Genomic DNA, 16,767 nt, shown 5'->3' on the forward strand with positions numbered 1-16,767 from the left:
CGCGGACTGAAAGTGACTTACGACGATGTCCCGTGAAGGGCCTTTGTGTATGATACACGCTTTCATTTTAGACGTTGGGCGGTATCCATGTCCCTGATCCTGGTATTTGCTCTGTATATGGCCCTGGGCGCCCTGGCTGGCACCCTGGCGGGCCTGTTCGGGATTGGCGGCGGCCTTGTGATCGTGCCGGTGCTGATCTTCAGTTTTGGCCTCCAGGGTATCAGTAACGAAATCGTCGCTCACCTGGCGGTCGGCACGTCACTGGCCACCATCGTGTTCACATCCATTGCCTCTGTGCGTTCGCATCACCTCCAGAAAGCGGTGCGCTGGGAACTCTTCCGACCCATGGCGGTCGGCATCGTGGTGGGCGCGGTGCTTGGAGGCTGGACCGCCTCCCTGCTCAGTGGGCCCGCGCTGGAACTGGTGATCGGGGTGTTTGTCATCCTGGTGGGCCTGAAGATGCTTCTGGGTATCAACCCTGTGGAGTCCCGCCCGTTACCGGGAAAGCCCGAGCTGACCGGTGCCGGTGGGATCATTGGCTGGGCCTCGGCCATCTTTGGTATCGGCGGGGGCACTCTGACGGTCCCGTTTCTGACCTGGCGAAGTCTGTCAATCCAGCAGGCTGTGGCGACTTCTGCCGCCTGCGGACTGCCTATTGCCATCGCCGGTGCCGTGACCAATGTTTTCACCGGCTGGGGGCGGCCTGAGCTGCCTGAACTTGCCATGGGGTTTGTCTATCTGCCGGCGCTTCTGGGTATCGTGCTGACCAGCGTGTTTTTTGCCCGCGTCGGGGTTTTCCTGGCCCACCGCCTGGATGGAATGCTGCTAAAGCGGCTGTTTGCCATCCTTCTGCTGGTGGTGGGCATCCGCTTTCTTTTCTGAGGTCCCGAAATGCTGAAACACCCACAGTTTGATCCGGTCGCTATCTCGATCGGCCCCCTGAAGATTCACTGGTACGGTCTCACCTATCTTGTGGGTTTTGCAGTGGGCTGGTGGCTGGGCAAGGTCAGGGCCCGCAAGGAGTGGACACCGCTGAATGAGGAGCAGGTAGGAGACCTGTTGTTCTACATTGCCCTTGGGGTCATTCTTGGGGGCCGCTTCGGCTATGTGCTGTTCTACAATTTCGACCAGTTCGCGGCCGACCCGCTCTCCCTGTTGCGGGTCTGGGAAGGGGGTATGTCGTTCCACGGTGGCCTGATCGGCGTGATGCTTGCGATGTGGTGGTTCGGTCGCAAGCTCAACTGTGGGTTTTTCCGCATCGCGGATTTTGTTGCGCCGCTGGTGCCTGTCGGCCTGGGCGCGGGGCGCATTGGCAATTTCATCAACGGCGAGCTCTGGGGCAGGCCGACCGATGTGCCATGGGGCATGGTGTTTCCCCAGGCGCCGGATGCCCTGGCGCGGCATCCTTCCCAGCTTTACCAGTTCGCCCTTGAGGGGGTGGCGCTTTTCGTTATCCTCTGGCTATTCTCATCGAAGCCCCGGCCGACCATGGCGGTTTCGGGACTGTTTCTGATCCTGTACGGATGTTTCCGGATCATTGTCGAATTCTTCCGTCAGCCGGATCCGCAACTGGGTTACCTGGCCTTTGACTGGCTGACCATGGGCCAGATTCTCTCCCTGCCCATGGTCATTGCCGGAGCTCTGCTGATGGTATTTGCATACAGGGGCGCAAGATCATGAAAGCCTATCTTGATTTGATGAGGGATGTGGTTGCCAACGGGACCGACAAGGGCGACCGGACCGGTGTGGGGACCCGTTCGGTGTTCGGCCGTCAGCTGCGGTTTGACCTTGAACAGGGGTTTCCGCTGGTTACCACCAAGAAAGTGCACCTGAGGAGCATTATCTATGAACTGTTATGGTTTCTTCAGGGGTCGACGGATAACAACTGGCTGAAGGAGCGCAAGGTCAGTATCTGGGATGAATGGGCGCTGGACAATGGCGATCTTGGTCCGATCTATGGCAAGCAATGGCGCAGCTGGCTGTGCCCCGACGGACGGGTGGTGGATCAGATCAGTGAGGTCATCGAGCAGATCCGAACCAAGCCCAATTCCCGGCGGCACATTGTCACGGCGTGGAATCCGGCGGAGCTGCCGGACGAGTCCATGGGTCCCCAGGATAACGCCCGTGAGGGCCGCATGGCGCTGGCTCCCTGTCACTGTCTGTTCCAGTTCTACGTGGCGGACGGCCGGCTTTCCTGTCAGCTCTACCAGCGCAGTGCGGATCTGTTCCTGGGGGTGCCTTTCAACATTGCATCCTACAGCCTGCTGACTCATATGGTGGCGCAGCAGTGTGATCTGGAAGTAGGGGAGTTTGTGCACACTTTTGGCGACTGCCACATTTACCAGAATCACCTGACTGATGACATTGTGTTTGAGCAGCTTAAACGGAAGCCTGGTCCTCTGCCGAAACTGCGGCTCCTGCGCAAGCCGGATTCGATTTTTGAATACGAGTATGAGGATTTCGAAATTGAAGGGTATGAGCCTCAGGGCGTGATTAAGGCGCCTATTGCCGTCTAGGGTCCTGTCTTTGCCCGAATGTTTGGGTGCTCGCGCATGAGCACCCGGTGCCTTTTTCCGAAACACGCCGCAAGTACATCCCTGTAGGCTCTTTGAAAAGGTCCCTCTTTTCGAAGGTTTCGGAAAAAGGCCCCGGCCACTCCTGCGCCCAGAATTCTCAGCATGCTTTTCAGGCGTACAGCTTGAGCTAATGAAAGGCACGTCAGTTTTTGACTTTGGCTACTTTAGGGCCAACTGAATAGTACGGGGGCAGGTGCCGGGTGAGGCTCTCCGGAACCGTCGAAAACAGGGATGTTTTCGTCGAGCCTACATGGACGTATTCACGGCGTGTTCCGGAAAGCCTTACCCGGTGGCTGACCTTTCACCATGCCATGAAGGCGAAGGAAATGAGAAAAGCACTAATTGTCGCCATGTCCCGCAATCGGGTCATCGGCCGTAACAACAGGCTCCCGTGGTATCTGCCGGGGGACCTGAAGTACTTCAAGCAGGCCACCATGGGCAAGCCCATCATTATGGGTCGCAAGACCTGGGAGTCCATTGGCAAGGCCCTGCCGGGACGGCTTAACGTCGTCGTGTCTTCAAGGGAGCTGGATCTGCCACCGGGAGTGGCCCGGGTGGCAACCCTGAACGAGGCCTTCCGGAAAGCGGAGGCCCAGGCCATGCTGGACGGAGTTGACGAGGTGATGGTGATCGGCGGTGCCCAGATCTATGAGGCAGTGCTGCCGGAAATCGACCGGATGTATATTACCCAGGTCCACGCCGAGGTGGAAGGCGATGCATTATTTCCGGAAGTGGACCTGGACCAATGGCAGGAAATCGGACGGGAGGATTTCTCCGCGTCCGATCACAATCCCTACGACTACAGCTTTGTGGTCTACCAGCGTCCTCAGTCGGACTGAGGACGCTTGCCGGCCGGCTTGAAGCCGTCACGCTTACCGCCGGGCTTGCCGCCAGGCTTATTTCCGCGGTAGCCACCCGGTTTTCCACCGGGGCCACCCTTTCGGAAATTACCGCGGGGTTTGCCGCCGGGGCCGCCATGCCTTTTCGGAGGATTGGCCGACGGCACCGGCAGCTCTGAAGGCTGCTCCAGGGGCAGGGAGCCAGGCTGGGCGGATTCCATCCAGCAGGCCATGGCGCCCGCCAGCATGGCCATGTCAATGTTGTTGCGCTCGGCTATATCGTCCAGCAGACCCATTGCCTTGGCCAGTTTGCCGTCTTCCGTGAAGCCCATCAGCTGGCTCTCGAACTGCTCCTGGCGAAGTTTCTGCAGGGCGGCGGGCGACGGCAGCTCATAGGGTTCCATAGGCGAGTTGGTCGCTCGCTCCAGGGTGCGCAGCCAGCTGCGCTCCCGCGGAGTCACCAGCAGGATGGCCTTGCCAGCGCGGCCGGCACGGCCGGTGCGGCCCACCCGGTGGATGTAGGCTTCGCTGTCGTAAGGCACGTCGTAGTTGATGACGTGGGTGATCCGGGACACATCCAGGCCACGGGCGGCGACGTCGGTGGCAACGATAATGTCCTTCTTGCCACGCTTCAGGTCTTCAACTGTCTGCTCGCGCTGACGCTGGTTCAGATCGCCGTTCAGTGGCGCCACGGAATGGCCGCGGGCGGCGAGTTTTTCCGCCAGCAGGGTGGTTTCCGCCTTGGTGCGCACGAAGATAATGGCCGCGTCAATCGGCTCCACTTCGAGAATGCGGGTGACCGCATCCAGCTTGCGCTCGCCGAAGGTGGGCAACACGTACTGGGCGATGCGCTCCACTGTGCGGGTTTCGCTCTTGATCTTTACTTCCCGGGCGTCGCTCAGGTAAGTGTTGGCGACCCGGGCAATGGCTGGCGGCATGGTGGCGGAGAAGAGCGCACGCTGGCAGCTGGCCGGCGTGGTGGCAAGAATGGCCTCCACATCGTCGATAAAGCCCATGCGCAGCATTTCGTCGGCTTCATCCAGTACCAGGGCCTTGAGGTTTTCCAGTTTCAGCTTGCCGCGACGCAGGTGATCCAGCAGTCGGCCCGGCGTGCCCACGATGACCTGGGCACCCCGGTTCAGGGCTTTGAGCTGGGGCGCGAAATCGGCGCCACCATAAATGGGTACCACCTGCAGCTGGCGAAAACCGCTGGCATAGGTGGAAAAGGCTTCGGCCACCTGGATGGCCAGCTCACGGGTCGGAGTGAGGACGAGGATCTGGGGTGACAGATTATCGGCGTCTATCCGGCTCAGCAGGGGCAGCGCAAAGGCTGCGGTCTTGCCGGTGCCGGTCTGGGCAATCCCCAGCAGATGGTGACCCTCAAGCAGAATCGGGATGGCCTGGGCCTGGATGGGAGACGGGGTTTCATAACCGACCTTACGGACGGCCTCAAGCACGGCCGGGTCAAGGCCGAGTTCAGCAAAGGATAGTTCTGACATTCAATTACCTGGAATTCGGGGTGAGGGAGTCTTGCGTCTGCTGCGTTAATGTTGGCAGAGGGTTCTGGACTGTGCGAGGACTCCTGAAGCTACCGGCAGAGCGCGTCGGGGTAGCGTTGCCCCGTAAACCCGGCTGGTACTGTCACTGGCGGACCTGAAGATAGGGACGCCGGTGGATCTGGTCATCGTTCTGACAATGACGGCGACGAGTATACCTGCTTGCTGCCGGATTTTACAGTCGTCCCTGGGTCAGCCGGGGTAGGTAATTGCCGGTGGCACTTGTCTCAGGGCGGCCTTTGGGGCAGTCTTTCGCTTCGATTATACGCATCCTTACTTTTTACCTGTCGGAGAGATCCTGTCATGACTTTTGAGGAACTGCTTGCCGCTTCAGCCGGTGACCAACTCATCATTCCCGAAAGCTGGGCGCAGGGGCGGGCCACTTTTGGCGGGCTCACTGGGGCCCTGGCCTTTGATCGGATGAAGGAGGTGGTTACCCCGGGTCGGCCCATGCGGGCCATGCAGGTGTCCTTCGTGGGGCCGGTGGAGCCGGACCTGCCGGTGACGATGGAAGCGGAGTTGCTGCGTGAAGGCAAGGCGGTCAGTCAGACCATGGTGCGAATGGTGCAGGATGGCAGCACCCGCCTGGTGGCACTGGGGAGTTATGGCGGCGGGCGTGAGTCGGCCGTGACGGTTCCGCCCGTGGCGGCGCCCGAGGCACCCGCGCCAGAGGATTGTCGTCCCACCCCCTACATCGAAGGCCTCATGCCCAGTTTTACCCAGTTCATCGAGATGCGTTGGTGTTTCGGAGGATTGCCCTTCAGTGGCAAGGACCACCGTGAGATGGGTGGCTGGATGCAGTTCCGGGAGCCGCCGGCAGAGCTTGGCGACGCCGGTGTGATTGGCCTGATTGATGCTTGGCCGGCGGCCATTCTGCAGCACCTCACTGAGCGGGTGCCGGCGAGCTCCCTGTCCTGGTCGGTGGAACTGGTACATCCGAGACCCGAAGTGAAACCGGACGAGTGGCTGCTTTACCGTGCAACCACCGATCAGGCCGGGGAGGGCTATGGCCACATCCACGCCGAAATATGGAACCGCAAGGGTGAGCTGGTTGCCATCAGCCGGCAGACCGTCGTGGTCTTCGGCTGACGTGACGAAAGATGTCGGAGTCAGGCTGCCAGGCTTGGTCGGCAGGCATCGATGATGACCCGGGCAAAGCTGTCCGGGGCGTCCTCCTGAAGGAAATGACCCCCCTTCAGGGTGACGTGGGGCTGCCCCAGGGCGCCCGGAACACGCCGCTGGAGTCGTATGTGGCCGCCCCGAGTGCCCGGGTCGGAATCACTGAAGCAGGTGATGAAGGGTTTTTGCCAGTTCTCCAGGAACCGCCACAACCGCTGGCGGTTCAGTTCTTCCTGATGATGGTGCCGCAAAACCCTGGCGAAGGAACGGGCTCCTGCCTTGTGGGCATCATCCGGAAAAGGGGCGTCAAAGGCTGCAAGCTCCGCCCGTGAAAGCGGCCGTGTGGTGCCGAGCTGAATCAGTTGTGGCACCGGAAACCAAGGGCTGTAACGGGCGAATGCCTGTAACAGGCAGCTCATCGAGGGTTGCCTGTCTTCCTTGGTCGAGGGGATGACCGCATTAGCCGTGATGATTCGGCTGAACCTCTGCGGTTGCCGCATCACCAGCGCGAGAGCGAGCAGTGAGGTGCGATTCTGACACACCAGGGTTATCCGCTTCAGGTCCAGTTTGACCAGCCATTGCTCAAGCCAGCCCAGGTGGCGCTCAAAAGAGTAGTCACGCTGACTCGCCGGCTTGTCGGAACGGCCAAAGCCGATCAGGTCCGGCGCGAGTACCCTCAAACCGGCGTCGGCAAGCAGGGGAATCATGTGTCGATAGAGATACGACCAGCCATGTTCGCCATGGAGCATAACCACCGGGGAGGCGGCTGCCGGGCCATGGTCGACATGGTGAAGTCTCAGCGGCGCACCAGTGCCTACGTCGGTGAACCGGGGAGGGTAGGGAAAGTCCGGCAAATCCGTGAATCGGGAATCGTCGGTTCTCAGAATACGCATACCATCGACTGCTCTGGCTGATTGCAAGCGTGTCGTCCAGGTGGACGGATTAGAGCCCAGCTTAGAGCAGATGATGGATTCTTGTGTTTGCTTTACGTAACAGCGCGTTATTGATTTGAATCAAACCGCGATGCGGTTCTCAGCTCTTTGTTTTTCCGCCTTTTTCGTGGCTTCGTCGCAACAGTTAACGGCACCACAATCGTCCGCTGAACACAGTCCGATAATATCGCAGGGCAGGTCGTAACGGTTTTCACCCTGATTCTCGAAAATCCGGCTCGGTGGCAGAATCGACTGACAGTGACCACACAGAAGGGTGGGCACCGTGCTGTTTTCCGCCAGCCGTGCGGTAAAGAAATCCTGGTATTCGCTCATAATCGCTCCTTTGCTGATTACACAATAAGGCCTGAATGTGACACTTAAAGGTCCCTTACACACAAGCTTATACGATCCACGGGGTCTGGCCAGTTCATGGGCATCCAATGCTTCGGATGGCTGACTCACTTAACCCAAGCAATACGCTCTGGGGCAGAGCGCCGGATCAGCGAATCGTCTGGATCAGGTATCCGGCAGGGGCGGCCGACGGTTGGAGCGCTTGTCGTCCCAGCCCAGTTCCCGGGGGTCGTACCAGCCGAGTCTCCGGATAACCTGGTCACGGGTGGCGTCAGACAGGGTTTCCCAGAGAATCTGGAAGTCTTCCACCGCCATGTCCCGCTGGCGCTGGTGGCGACTGCGCAGTCGGTTTATCAGCTGTGGCAGCTTGAGCGCCTCGCCCAGCTGCCCGGGAACCAGCACTTCCTGTCCCATGACCTTGCGGCGATGGGTGCGACCGGCGAGGACCGTAGCCAGTGTCTCGGCGGCCTGTAATGCCGTTTCTTCGTTGAATTTGGTACCTGTCACGATGGCTCTGACCTTCAATCCGGCAGGATGTTCCCCATGGCGCCCCTGAAAACAGGCTCTGCTCACATCCTTTTCTTGCCGCCAATTCGTTAACCGATCACTATAACCCGCTCTCGTTCCGTCTGGCCATTACGAAGGAGGCGGGCACGGGCTGGTCAAGTCGACCGGGTTAGGGTATAAGGCCCCCGGGACCTGATCGGGTTCAGTCAATCCATCGAGAAAGGATGCCCCTGTCATGAGGTACGAAAGCCTGGAGCGCTGGACATTCCTGGCCAGCCTGTTGCTGGTGTCACTGGCCTTCCTGTTGCTCCTCAAGCCGTTTTTTGGCCCCATTTTCTGGGCAGTGGCTATCGCCCTGATTTTTCATCCGGTGAGACTGCGGCTGGGTAATCGTCTCGGTGACCACCCCAACACGTTGGCACTCATTACCCTTTTTATCTGCATAATCATCGTGGTTATTCCGGTGATCGTGCTGGTGTCATCGCTGGTGGCGGAAGGGCTGATGATCTATGAGCAGATCCAGGAGGGAGACATCCAGCCAGGGCAATACCTGGACCGGGTCAATGAGTCCTTCCCGGCCATAGAGGCCTTCCTGGCCCAGTTCGGCCTGGATTTTGGCTCGCTCAGAGACCGCCTGGCCTCGGGTATAGCTGGTATCAGCCAGTTCCTGGCCAAGCAGGCCTTCGGTTTTGGCCAGAACACTTTTCAGTTCGTACTTAACCTGGCACTGATGATTTACCTGGCCTTTTTCCTACTGCGGGATGGCCACAAACTGGTGGAGTTGCTGATTCAGGCACTGCCTTTGGGAGATGAGAGAGAGCGGCTGTTGTTTGCCAAGTTTGCTGAAGTGACCCGGGCGACGGTCAAGGGCAATCTTCTGATTGCCATTATTCAGGGCGCCCTCGGCGGCGCCATCTTCTGGATGCTGGGCATTACCGGTGCTTTGCTGTGGGGCGTGGTGATGGCCATATTCTCCCTGTTGCCCGCTATCGGCGCCGCCGTCGTGTGGGTGCCCGCGGCGATCTACCTGGCGGCCATTGGCGACTATCTCTCCGCAGGAATCCTGACAGCGTTTGGCGCTATTGTGATCGGCCTGGCGGACAACATTCTCAGGCCCATTCTGGTGGGGCGGGACACCAAATTGCCGGACTATGTCGTGTTGTTATCCACGCTGGGCGGCCTGGTGATGTTCGGCATACACGGGTTCGTGATGGGGCCATTGGTGGCCGCTCTTTTCATGTCGGTCTGGGGGATTTTCATCCGGGAATTCGGTGAACAGGAGCCTGTGGACCCGGCGGCCGATCAGTAATTCGTAAGGCATGCCCCCACCGCTCTGAAACAGTGGGGGTCCATGCCGGTCCCTCAGTCCAGTTTGCTGAGGTCGCGCACCGCTCCCTTGTCGGCACTGGTGGCCAGCAGGGCGTAAGCCTTGAGGGCAGCCGACACCTTGCGGATGCGGGGCTCTGCGGGCTTCCATCCTTGCGCATCGCGCCGCTGACGGCGGCGATCCAGTTCATGCTGATCCACTTCCACGTTGATGGTCCGCTTTGGTATGTCGATGCGAATCAGGTCGCCATCCTCGATCAGACCGATGGCACCACCCGCGGCGGCTTCTGGTGAGGCATGGCCGATGGAGAGGCCCGAAGTGCCACCGGAGAAGCGACCATCGGTCAGAAGGGCGCAGGATTGGCCCAGGCCCTTGGACTTGAGGTAGCTGGTGGGGTAGAGCATTTCCTGCATACCCGGACCTCCCTTGGGGCCCTCGTAGCGGATGATGACCACGTCGCCGGCCTTCACCTGATCGCCGAGAATCCCTTCAACCGCCGAGTCCTGGCTCTCGAAAACCCGGGCGCGGCCCTCGAATACCCAAATACTCTCGTCAACACCTGCGGTCTTCACCACGCAGCCGTCCACGGCAATGTTTCCGTACAGCACGGCCAGCCCCCCCTCCTGGGAATAGGCATGCTCCACGGAGCGGATGCAGCCGTTTTCACGGTCGCCGTCCAGTGAGGGCCAGCGTGTATTCTGGCTGAAAGCCTGCTGCGTGGGGATGCCCCCCGGTCCGGCCTTGTAAAACTCCACCACGTCGGGCGTCGGGTTGTTCATGATGTCCCAGGTTTCCAGGGCTTCCGCCACGGTTCTGCTATGGACGGTGGGCAGGTCGGTATGGATCAGGCCGCCCCGCGCCAGTTCACCGAGAATGCCCATGATTCCGCCGGCCCGGTGCACATCCTCCATGTGATATTTCGGAGAGTTTGGTGCCACCTTGCACAGCTGTGGCACCTTGCGGGACAGCTCGTCGATTTCATTGAGGGTAAACGGGACACCGCCTTCCTGGGCCGCTGCCAGCAGATGCAGGATGGTGTTGGTGGAGCCGCCCATGGCGATGTCCATGGTCATGGCATTTTCGAAAGCGGCCATGGATGCGATGCTCAGCGGCAGCACGCTGGCATCGTTGCCCTCGTAATAGCGCCGGGTATTCTCCACAATCTGGCGCCCCGCCCATCGGAACAGTCGTTCCCGGTCGCCATGGGTTGCCAGCGCCGAGCCGTTGCCGGGGAGAGCCAGGCCAATGGCCTCGGTAAGGCAGTTCATGGAATTGGCGGTGAACATGCCGGAGCACGAACCGCAGGTGGGGCAGGCGCTGCGCTCATACTCCGCCACCTGTTCATCGGTGGCGCTGGGGTCGGCGGCGATGACCATTGCGTCCACCAGGTCCAGCTTGTGTTCCGAGAGTTTGGTCTTGCCCGCTTCCATGGGGCCACCGGAGACGAAAACCGTGGGGATGTTCAGCCGCATGGCGGCCATCAACATGCCGGGGGTGATCTTGTCGCAGTTGGAAATGCACACCAGGGCGTCGGCGCAATGGGCATTGACCATGTATTCCACGGAGTCAGCAATGATTTCCCGGGAGGGGAGCGAGTACAGCATGCCGTCGTGGCCCATGGCGATGCCATCGTCCACCGCAATGGTATTGAATTCCTTGGCGACGCCGCCGGCGGCCTCTATTTCCCGGCACACCAGTTGGCCGAGATCCTTCAGGTGGACATGGCCAGGCACGAACTGGGTAAACGAATTGGCAACGGCAATGATGGGTTTGCCGAAATCCTCGTTTTTCATCCCGGTGGCGCGCCATAATGCCCGCGCGCCCGCCATGTTACGGCCGGCGGTGGAGGTTCGTGAACGATACTCTGGCATGGGCTCAATCTCTTATCGTGATCAGGGCCAGGGAGGGCTCCCTGGAGTCAAACGCTTGAGGATACCAGATTCACGTCAGTGCGCATGGCTGTTTTCCCGGTCGGCGTTTACAATACGTCACAAAACGGGTGTGACCGGTCTGCCGTCCGTACTGGGAGGTTTATCGCCGGGACCCCTTCGCCGTTCGGAGGCCAGTGCGGGATCGTGCCCACTGGCCTGCGCAGTCCGTAACAGGGAGTTGTCGATGTCCGCTCGTGAAAATCTGGCCCTGAGCCGCCTCAGAGAGTTCCAACCGTTAAACCGACTGACCGATGACCAGCTGGTGATCCTGGTAAACCGCGCCGAGCGAAGAGTGTACCGGCCGGGCCAGAAGATTCTCGAGCGGGGAGGACGTGACGGGATGGACTTTTACCTGCTCGACGGGTCCGTGGAGCTGTCATCCGCTGACGGTCGCCGGACCATACTCGAGGGCGGCACCGAAAAAGCGGCTACCGCCGTGGCGCGCCTGCAGCCGAGGATGTTCGATGTAACCGCTGTTCGTCCCTGTCAGTTCCTGATCATTGAACAGGCTCTGCTCAATCAGCTGCTCAGGTCCGCGCCCCTGGCGCAGACCGATCAGGGGGAGGTGGATGCCGATGCCGATGAGGCGCACCGGCTGATGATGGGCTTCTATGCCGAGCTCCGCTCCAATCAGGTGAGCCTGCCCAGTATGCCGGACGTGGCCTGGAAGGTTCGCCGGCTTGCGGACCGGGAGGACAGCACCGCAGAGCAGATCAGCCAGGCCATTACCGCCGATCCGGCCATGGCCGCCAAGATTATCCGCTCCTGCAACAGCGCCCTGTACCGGGGCTTCAGCGATATCCGCAATGTGCGGGACGGGGTCGTGCGCCTGGGGGTGAAAACCACTCGCCAGCTGGTGACGGTGTTCGCCATGCGGGAGGTATTCCGCAGTCGCCACCCCGAACTGCAGAAAGCCATGGACCGGATCTGGCAGGAGTCCCGCAATGTCGGTGCGCTGGCCTATGTTCTGGCGGAGACTACATCAGGCATTGAGCCGGAAGAGGCCTTGCTGGCGGGACTGCTTCATGGCATCGGCGCTGTGCCAGTGCTGGTCCAGGCCGAACATCACCCCGCCCTGCTGGCCAGTCCACGACAGCTTGAGAAGGCCATTGCGGATCTTCAGGCTGATATTGGCGCCGCTATTCTGGAAAAATGGCACTTTCCCGATACCTTTGTAGAGGCGGCACGCCATGGGGATGACTGGTTCTACGAATGCCGCGCCGAGACGCCGCAACTGGTGGATCTGGTAATTGTGTCGCGACTCCATTCCCGGGTTTCCTCGTCCCGCAATGAAGGGCTGCCGGAGTTCGCTCAGGTGCCCGCCTATCGGCGCCTGGGCGAGCTGGAGCTGACCGCCTCCCGCAGCCTCAAGCTCCTGGCTGCGGCTCGCGAACGTCTGGATGAGCTCAAACAGCTGCTGGCGGCTCGATGACCGGTATCGGCCGCGGCCATGGCCGAACACGCTTTTCTCTGGAGATACGCTATTGTGACTGATTCGCTGGATCATGTGCCCCTCTTTCCACTCAGCGCAACCGTGTTGCCGGGCGGACGCATTCCGCTGCAGCTGTTCGAGCCCCGCTATCTGGACATGCTTGCGACCTGCATGAGGGAGGGTCGTGGCTTCGTCGTTCTTCTGCTCAGAGAGGGCAATGAGACCGGCTCAAGTGCCGTGTTTTACGACGTCGGCACCTATGTCCGCATCATCGATTTCCAGCAGCTTGACAACGGGCTCCTGGGAATCACCGCCGAGGGACTCTGGAAAGTGGTCGTTACCCGCAGCTGGAAGGCGCCGGATGGCCTGAATCTGGGCGATGCGGAGCGCCTGCCGGAAGAACCGGAAGCAGCCATCCCGGCCGCCTGCTCCGAACTGGCGTCAGTACTGAAGGCGCTGCTGAGGCACCCGGTAATCAACAATCTGGATATGAGCGTGGACTTTTCCAGTGCGCGGGAGGTGGGCTGGCGCCTGATTGAACTGCTGCCCCTGGACAGCCAGGAAAAACAGCGCCTGATCGAGATCCAGGAGCCGCTGGAGCGGCTCTCCCGCCTAAGGGACCTGCTGGATGCCATGGAGTAGTCCCTATTTCATCAGGCTGTACGCCTGGCTGGCCTCGGGCCACTGCAGCCAAAGATAGACCGCAAGAAAGACCAGCCACAGCACCACGGCCACGGCGGTGGCCAGGTCCGGTGACAGGGGGTCACGGTCGCGACGGCTATAGCTCGCCCGGATCAGACCGCACAGGCCGAGGCCGAGCAGCACGCCACCGACCACGTCGGAGAACCAGTGAACACCGAGCATGACCCGGCTGAAGGCCACCAGCACCATAGGTGCGCTGAAAGCCAGGTATATCCGCCAGCGCCGCGCCGGCGGGCACTCCCGGGCAACGAAAGCGGCGGCGACTCCAAGGAAGACCGTGATTCCGGTGGCATGACCACTGGGGAATGCGTAGCTTCCGGGTGGCATACTCACCAGTTCCGGTCGTGGCACCGCAAGACTGGCTTTGATCAGGGTCACCGTCAGGGAAGTGAGTATCAGGGCGGCGATCAGATGGATGGCCGCGCTGTAGAATCCCCGGAACAGCAAAGCTGCGGCCATCAGCAGTGTCCCCGCAGTCAGTACGGCAGGGTCGCCCGCCAGGGTGAGTGCGATGGCTACGGGGTCAGTCAGCGGAGAGCGCAATGCCTCCACAAGGTCATGGAAATAGGTGTCCAGAGGTACGACGACAGTAGTGGCCTGGCTGAGGATGCCCCACAGGATGAAGCCGCCAATGCCGCCCAGTGCCAGGCTGATGGACGCCAACGGGAACTCACCACCACTGTCGGGACGATCACTGCTGAACCGGCGCCATAGATGATGAGTCGAGTTGTAGCTTGCCATCCTTCGCTCCAGCCAGCGATACAGTGGGCTGCGGCTGCGAAGGCCAAGCTGTATCCGGAAGAACAGCAGGTAAGCCATCAGAAGGGCCACCGTCGCTCCGGCAGCCAGCAGGTACAGGCCGGGAGGTATCGGCTCCGGACCCTTCAGGGCACTTCCGACCGCATAACCCGGCAGCAGGTAGAAGGGGGCCCAGATCACGGCCGACGCGATGTTGAAACCGACAAAGGTCCGGCTTCGCATGCCGAAGGCACCCGCAACCATGGGAATGACCGGTCTCACCGGACCCACGAACCGGCCGATGACAACGCTCTTTCCGCCATGGTAGACAAAGAGCTTCTCGGCCCGGCGCACCAGCGCGGGGTGACGTCGAAAGGGCCAGACCTGGTGGAGCCTCCCGCGAAGCTGCCGTCCCACCCAGAAGCTGACCAGGTCTCCGGTGATCGCGCCGGCGGCAGCCCAGGCGAGCATCTCCGGTATCGGCAATCCGGTCTTTCCGGCCAACACCGCAAAGGCAAAAAGAATCGCAACCCCGGGTATCAGGATGCCGGCGACTGCCAGGGACTCCAGCAACGCGGTCAGGAAAATGGCTGTGGTCAGCCAGCCGGGATTCGCCGAGAGCCAGGAGGTCAGGGGCTGGATGGCTTCCTGCATCAGGCGACCCGGCGCGAATCCGTGTAGAACCAGACCGAATCGTGTCCCCGCCGGGCGGCTTCGTCGAGAGCATCGGTTGCCCTCTGCCGCAACCGCTCCGCCTGGGTCTCCTGGCTGATCTGCGCCGTGGCGCCAATACTGACGGTGATCCGGGCGACCCTGGGCCAGTTCTCGCTGGCGATGCTGCGCCTGATCCGCTCACTGGTGACCCGGGCTCCCTCCTCCGGAGTGAACGGGAGGATAAGGCAGAAGCGGCCTTCGCCTAGGAAATAAAGCGTGTCCCCGGCCCGGATCAGCGAAAACAGGTGCTCAGCCAGGCCACGGTAGAGCTCCTGAATCTGGTTGGAGCCCAGCAGGTCTTTCACTTCGTCGTGGTGGTCAATGCCCAGCATGAGTATCGACACCGGGTGTCCTGTCACTCTGGCCCGACTGATTTCCTTCTGAAGGGTTTCGTCGAGGTAGCGGGCGTTATGGGCGCCCGTGACCGGATCGGTGATGGCCAGGTCCTCGGCGGACTGGGCGACGTGGCTATAATGCCGGCTGGACAGGCCGGCACAGGTCATCAGCAGAATCATTGCCACCACGACGGGCAGTGCCGATGCCGGGGGCAGGGTGGTAACAATCTGCAGCGCCAGCAGAAAGACCAACGGCACGCTGACCTGCAGCGCGGCTTTCAGGGGCAGCACCAGAAAGGCCAGCGTCAACACCGGCAGGCACCAGAAAATCGCGGTTTCAATTGTCTGGAGCCAGGCCGTTGTGACCAGCAACAGCCCCATCAGCGCGAGGGCCGGCAAGTGGCCCCGGGCCCGCAGCTGGTAGTGACGAACGGTCAGGGTGTAAGCGCCACCGAATGCGGCCACGGCTCCGAGGCCCGATGACAGGTAGAACAGCTCATAGAAGCCAAAGCGCAGATTCTGGACGGCCAGCGCAATGAAGAATACGGCACACAGGCCGTAAGCGGTAAAGCTGGTGAGTGTTCTCAGGCGGGTTTCAGTCATGTGGCCATCCCCCGGGGTTCGGCTGGTGGCGTGTGGCTCCAGGTGCTCCATGTCTGGACCCGGTTGCCGCCCTTTTTCTGGGCGCTCTGCAGGGCGCTGGCAACAGAATGCCGCAGGGTATCGGCATCGTCGCCGATATTCAGCCCGGCGACACCTGCGCTGACCGTGACGTCCAAGTCGTGGGATTCCAGGAGTGCCATCAGCCCCAGGCGGATCTGCTCGGCCCGCTTGCTGGCATCGGCCGTGGCAATACCCGGGAGGATGATCAGGAACTGCAGGTCTGCGACCCGATACCAGGTGTCGAATTCCCGCAGTCGGGAGTGCAGGTAGCGGCCGATACGTGGCAGTAGGGCCACGATGTCGGCGTCGGTATAGGGCTCGGCGAGGTGGGCGTCAAGCCCGATCATGATCACGGACAGGTCCAGGCCCTCCCGCTCGCTTCGCTGGATTTCCTTGTAGAGGTCCGACGACAGATATTCGCGGCTGGCGGCCTGGGTTAGTTCGTCCGAGCGCCGGAGCGGCGCCAGTTGACGAGTCTTGTACTCCCGGAGAAGAAAGAACAGGCCGCCCAGAAGCGCCGTAAGGCTCAGCGGGGCGATAATCTGGTGGCGCTGGGGATCACCCTGAAGGGTAGCCAGGGTAATCAGCGCGGCAACCAGCACGATGGCCAGCAAAGGTACCGCGAGCCGTGGTGGCAGCAATCCCAGAATGATCAGGGGGAGCGCGAACAGCCAGTATCTCAGCGGTTCCGAACCCAGCCACAGGGCGGACAGCAAAACAATGGTCAGAAGCAGCACGAGCAGCTGATTGGCCAGTTGCCATCGCCGTGACAGGCGGTGACGGGGGAGGGCCGGGCTGGTCCAGACAATGCCTGCGGTTAGCAACGCTGCGAGGGCCGTCACGGGCTGATCGGCGAGCAGGCTGAACAGGCTCAGTGCGATCAGGAGCAAACAGCCAAGCCATGCCAGTCGGCTCAGTACAAATCGCTCCGGCTTCTGGGCCTGTGCCATGGTTTCGTCCTTTCTGAATCCGGTTGCGGTGACCTGATCAGGGATTCGACCGGGCACTGGAACTGGTGGTCCGGCACCAGGCCCCTGTGGCCGAA

Annotated in this window: 16 protein-coding genes; 8 read left to right on the plus strand and 8 right to left on the minus strand. The window is 61.1% G+C overall.

Annotation, left to right across the window (positions count from 1 at the left end; all coding sequences use genetic code 11):
- The first annotated feature begins 87 nt into the window (after positions 1-87).
- The 4 genes from BM346_RS13005 (at position 88) to BM346_RS13020 (ending at position 3,415) form a co-directional block, all read left to right on the plus strand.
- Positions 88-882 (plus strand): sulfite exporter TauE/SafE family protein, encoded by a 795-nt coding sequence (locus BM346_RS13005; protein ID WP_092013870.1) that lies wholly within the window; start codon positions 88-90, stop codon positions 880-882.
- 9 nt (positions 883-891) lie between these two features.
- Positions 892-1,680 carry a prolipoprotein diacylglyceryl transferase gene (lgt, locus tag BM346_RS13010; protein ID WP_092013872.1) on the plus strand — a complete coding sequence of 263 codons (789 nt, stop codon included), beginning with the start codon at positions 892-894 and terminating at the stop codon, positions 1,678-1,680.
- The gene (locus tag BM346_RS13015; RefSeq protein ID WP_092013875.1) at positions 1,677-2,516 is read left to right on the plus strand and encodes a thymidylate synthase; all 840 of its coding nucleotides are present in this window, start codon (positions 1,677-1,679) and stop codon (positions 2,514-2,516) included. The genes lgt and BM346_RS13015 overlap by 4 nt, the downstream gene beginning before the upstream one ends.
- Positions 2,517-2,902: 386 nt before the next feature.
- Positions 2,903-3,415 carry a dihydrofolate reductase gene (locus BM346_RS13020; RefSeq protein WP_092014985.1) on the plus strand — a complete coding sequence of 171 codons (513 nt, stop codon included), beginning with the start codon at positions 2,903-2,905 and terminating at the stop codon, positions 3,413-3,415.
- On the opposite strand, the gene BM346_RS13025 is transcribed toward BM346_RS13020, so the two are convergent.
- Entirely contained in the window at positions 3,403-4,914 is a 1,512-nt protein-coding gene (locus BM346_RS13025) for a DEAD/DEAH box helicase (protein WP_092013878.1), read from the minus strand. The genes BM346_RS13020 and BM346_RS13025 overlap by 13 nt on opposite strands.
- Positions 4,915-5,274: 360 nt before the next feature.
- On the opposite strand from BM346_RS13025, the gene BM346_RS13030 reads away from it, so the two are divergent.
- Positions 5,275-6,060 carry an acyl-CoA thioesterase gene (locus tag BM346_RS13030; RefSeq protein WP_092013881.1) on the plus strand — a complete coding sequence of 262 codons (786 nt, stop codon included), beginning with the start codon at positions 5,275-5,277 and terminating at the stop codon, positions 6,058-6,060.
- Positions 6,061-6,080: 20 nt separating this feature from the next.
- On the opposite strand, the gene BM346_RS13035 is transcribed toward BM346_RS13030, so the two are convergent.
- The 3 genes from BM346_RS13035 to BM346_RS13045 all read right to left on the minus strand — a co-directional run bounded on the left by BM346_RS13035 (position 6,081) and on the right by BM346_RS13045 (position 7,880).
- A complete protein-coding gene (locus tag BM346_RS13035; protein ID WP_092013882.1) occupies positions 6,081-6,983 on the minus strand; it encodes a haloalkane dehalogenase in 903 nt (300 codons plus the stop codon).
- Between the two features lie 120 nt (positions 6,984-7,103).
- The gene (locus BM346_RS13040; RefSeq protein ID WP_092013885.1) at positions 7,104-7,355 is read right to left on the minus strand and encodes a hypothetical protein; all 252 of its coding nucleotides are present in this window, start codon (positions 7,353-7,355) and stop codon (positions 7,104-7,106) included.
- A 183-nt stretch (positions 7,356-7,538) separates the two neighbouring features.
- Positions 7,539-7,880, minus strand: a complete 342-nt coding sequence (locus BM346_RS13045) for a hypothetical protein (RefSeq protein WP_092014988.1) — start codon at positions 7,878-7,880, stop codon at positions 7,539-7,541.
- Between the two features lie 235 nt (positions 7,881-8,115).
- Between BM346_RS13045 and BM346_RS13050 the strand changes: the two genes are divergently transcribed.
- Positions 8,116-9,189, plus strand: coding sequence for an AI-2E family transporter (locus BM346_RS13050; RefSeq protein ID WP_092013888.1), 1,074 nt, complete (start codon positions 8,116-8,118; stop codon positions 9,187-9,189).
- Positions 9,190-9,242: 53 nt separating this feature from the next.
- Here the strand turns inward: BM346_RS13050 and ilvD are convergent, their stop codons facing one another.
- Positions 9,243-11,078, minus strand: a complete 1,836-nt coding sequence (ilvD, locus tag BM346_RS13055) for a dihydroxy-acid dehydratase (RefSeq protein ID WP_092013891.1) — start codon at positions 11,076-11,078, stop codon at positions 9,243-9,245.
- Between the two features lie 244 nt (positions 11,079-11,322).
- Here ilvD and BM346_RS13060 point away from each other — a divergent pair, with 244 nt between their 5' ends.
- Both BM346_RS13060 and BM346_RS13065 read left to right on the plus strand, forming a co-directional pair.
- Positions 11,323-12,570, plus strand: a complete 1,248-nt coding sequence (locus tag BM346_RS13060) for an HDOD domain-containing protein (RefSeq protein ID WP_092013894.1) — start codon at positions 11,323-11,325, stop codon at positions 12,568-12,570.
- Positions 12,571-12,624: 54 nt separating this feature from the next.
- Positions 12,625-13,212, plus strand: a complete 588-nt coding sequence (locus tag BM346_RS13065) for an LON peptidase substrate-binding domain-containing protein (RefSeq protein WP_227663014.1) — start codon at positions 12,625-12,627, stop codon at positions 13,210-13,212.
- Positions 13,213-13,215: 3 nt separating this feature from the next.
- On the opposite strand, the gene BM346_RS13070 is transcribed toward BM346_RS13065, so the two are convergent.
- Genes BM346_RS13070 through BM346_RS13080 form a run of 3 tightly spaced genes read right to left on the minus strand, consistent with a single transcriptional unit; the run spans position 13,216 to position 16,672 of the window.
- Positions 13,216-14,664: a bifunctional DedA family/phosphatase PAP2 family protein gene (locus BM346_RS13070; protein ID WP_092013900.1), complete on the minus strand. Its 1,449-nt coding sequence runs from the start codon at positions 14,662-14,664 to the stop codon at positions 13,216-13,218.
- The gene (locus BM346_RS13075; RefSeq protein ID WP_092014991.1) at positions 14,664-15,662 is read right to left on the minus strand and encodes a GGDEF domain-containing protein; all 999 of its coding nucleotides are present in this window, start codon (positions 15,660-15,662) and stop codon (positions 14,664-14,666) included. Before BM346_RS13075 ends, BM346_RS13070 begins: the two co-directional genes overlap by 1 nt.
- Positions 15,659-16,672, minus strand: a complete 1,014-nt coding sequence (locus tag BM346_RS13080; RefSeq protein WP_092013903.1) for a GGDEF domain-containing protein — start codon at positions 16,670-16,672, stop codon at positions 15,659-15,661. The genes BM346_RS13075 and BM346_RS13080 overlap by 4 nt, the downstream gene beginning before the upstream one ends.
- Positions 16,673-16,767 lie beyond the last annotated feature (95 nt).

Source organism: Marinobacter daqiaonensis (assembly GCF_900115285.1).
Lineage (GTDB): Bacteria > Pseudomonadota > Gammaproteobacteria > Pseudomonadales > Oleiphilaceae > Marinobacter > Marinobacter daqiaonensis.

Excerpts from the sequence above, each read along its gene's own strand:
- BM346_RS13005 (WP_092013870.1), top strand. The coding sequence starts at position 88 with ATGTCCCTGATCCTGGTATTTGCTCTGTATATGGCCCTGGGCGCCCTG.
- lgt (WP_092013872.1), top strand. The coding sequence starts at position 892 with ATGCTGAAACACCCACAGTTTGATCCGGTCGCTATCTCGATCGGCCCC.
- BM346_RS13015 (WP_092013875.1), top strand. The coding sequence starts at position 1,677 with ATGAAAGCCTATCTTGATTTGATGAGGGATGTGGTTGCCAACGGGACC.
- BM346_RS13020 (WP_092014985.1), top strand. The coding sequence starts at position 2,903 with ATGAGAAAAGCACTAATTGTCGCCATGTCCCGCAATCGGGTCATCGGC.
- BM346_RS13025 (WP_092013878.1), bottom strand. The coding sequence starts at position 4,914 with ATGTCAGAACTATCCTTTGCTGAACTCGGCCTTGACCCGGCCGTGCTT.
- BM346_RS13030 (WP_092013881.1), top strand. The coding sequence starts at position 5,275 with ATGACTTTTGAGGAACTGCTTGCCGCTTCAGCCGGTGACCAACTCATC.
- BM346_RS13035 (WP_092013882.1), bottom strand. The coding sequence starts at position 6,983 with ATGCGTATTCTGAGAACCGACGATTCCCGATTCACGGATTTGCCGGAC.
- BM346_RS13040 (WP_092013885.1), bottom strand. The coding sequence starts at position 7,355 with ATGAGCGAATACCAGGATTTCTTTACCGCACGGCTGGCGGAAAACAGC.
- BM346_RS13050 (WP_092013888.1), top strand. The coding sequence starts at position 8,116 with ATGAGGTACGAAAGCCTGGAGCGCTGGACATTCCTGGCCAGCCTGTTG.
- ilvD (WP_092013891.1), bottom strand. The coding sequence starts at position 11,078 with ATGCCAGAGTATCGTTCACGAACCTCCACCGCCGGCCGTAACATGGCG.
- BM346_RS13060 (WP_092013894.1), top strand. The coding sequence starts at position 11,323 with ATGTCCGCTCGTGAAAATCTGGCCCTGAGCCGCCTCAGAGAGTTCCAA.
- BM346_RS13070 (WP_092013900.1), bottom strand. The coding sequence starts at position 14,664 with ATGCAGGAAGCCATCCAGCCCCTGACCTCCTGGCTCTCGGCGAATCCC.
- BM346_RS13075 (WP_092014991.1), bottom strand. The coding sequence starts at position 15,662 with ATGACTGAAACCCGCCTGAGAACACTCACCAGCTTTACCGCTTACGGC.
- BM346_RS13080 (WP_092013903.1), bottom strand. The coding sequence starts at position 16,672 with ATGGCACAGGCCCAGAAGCCGGAGCGATTTGTACTGAGCCGACTGGCA.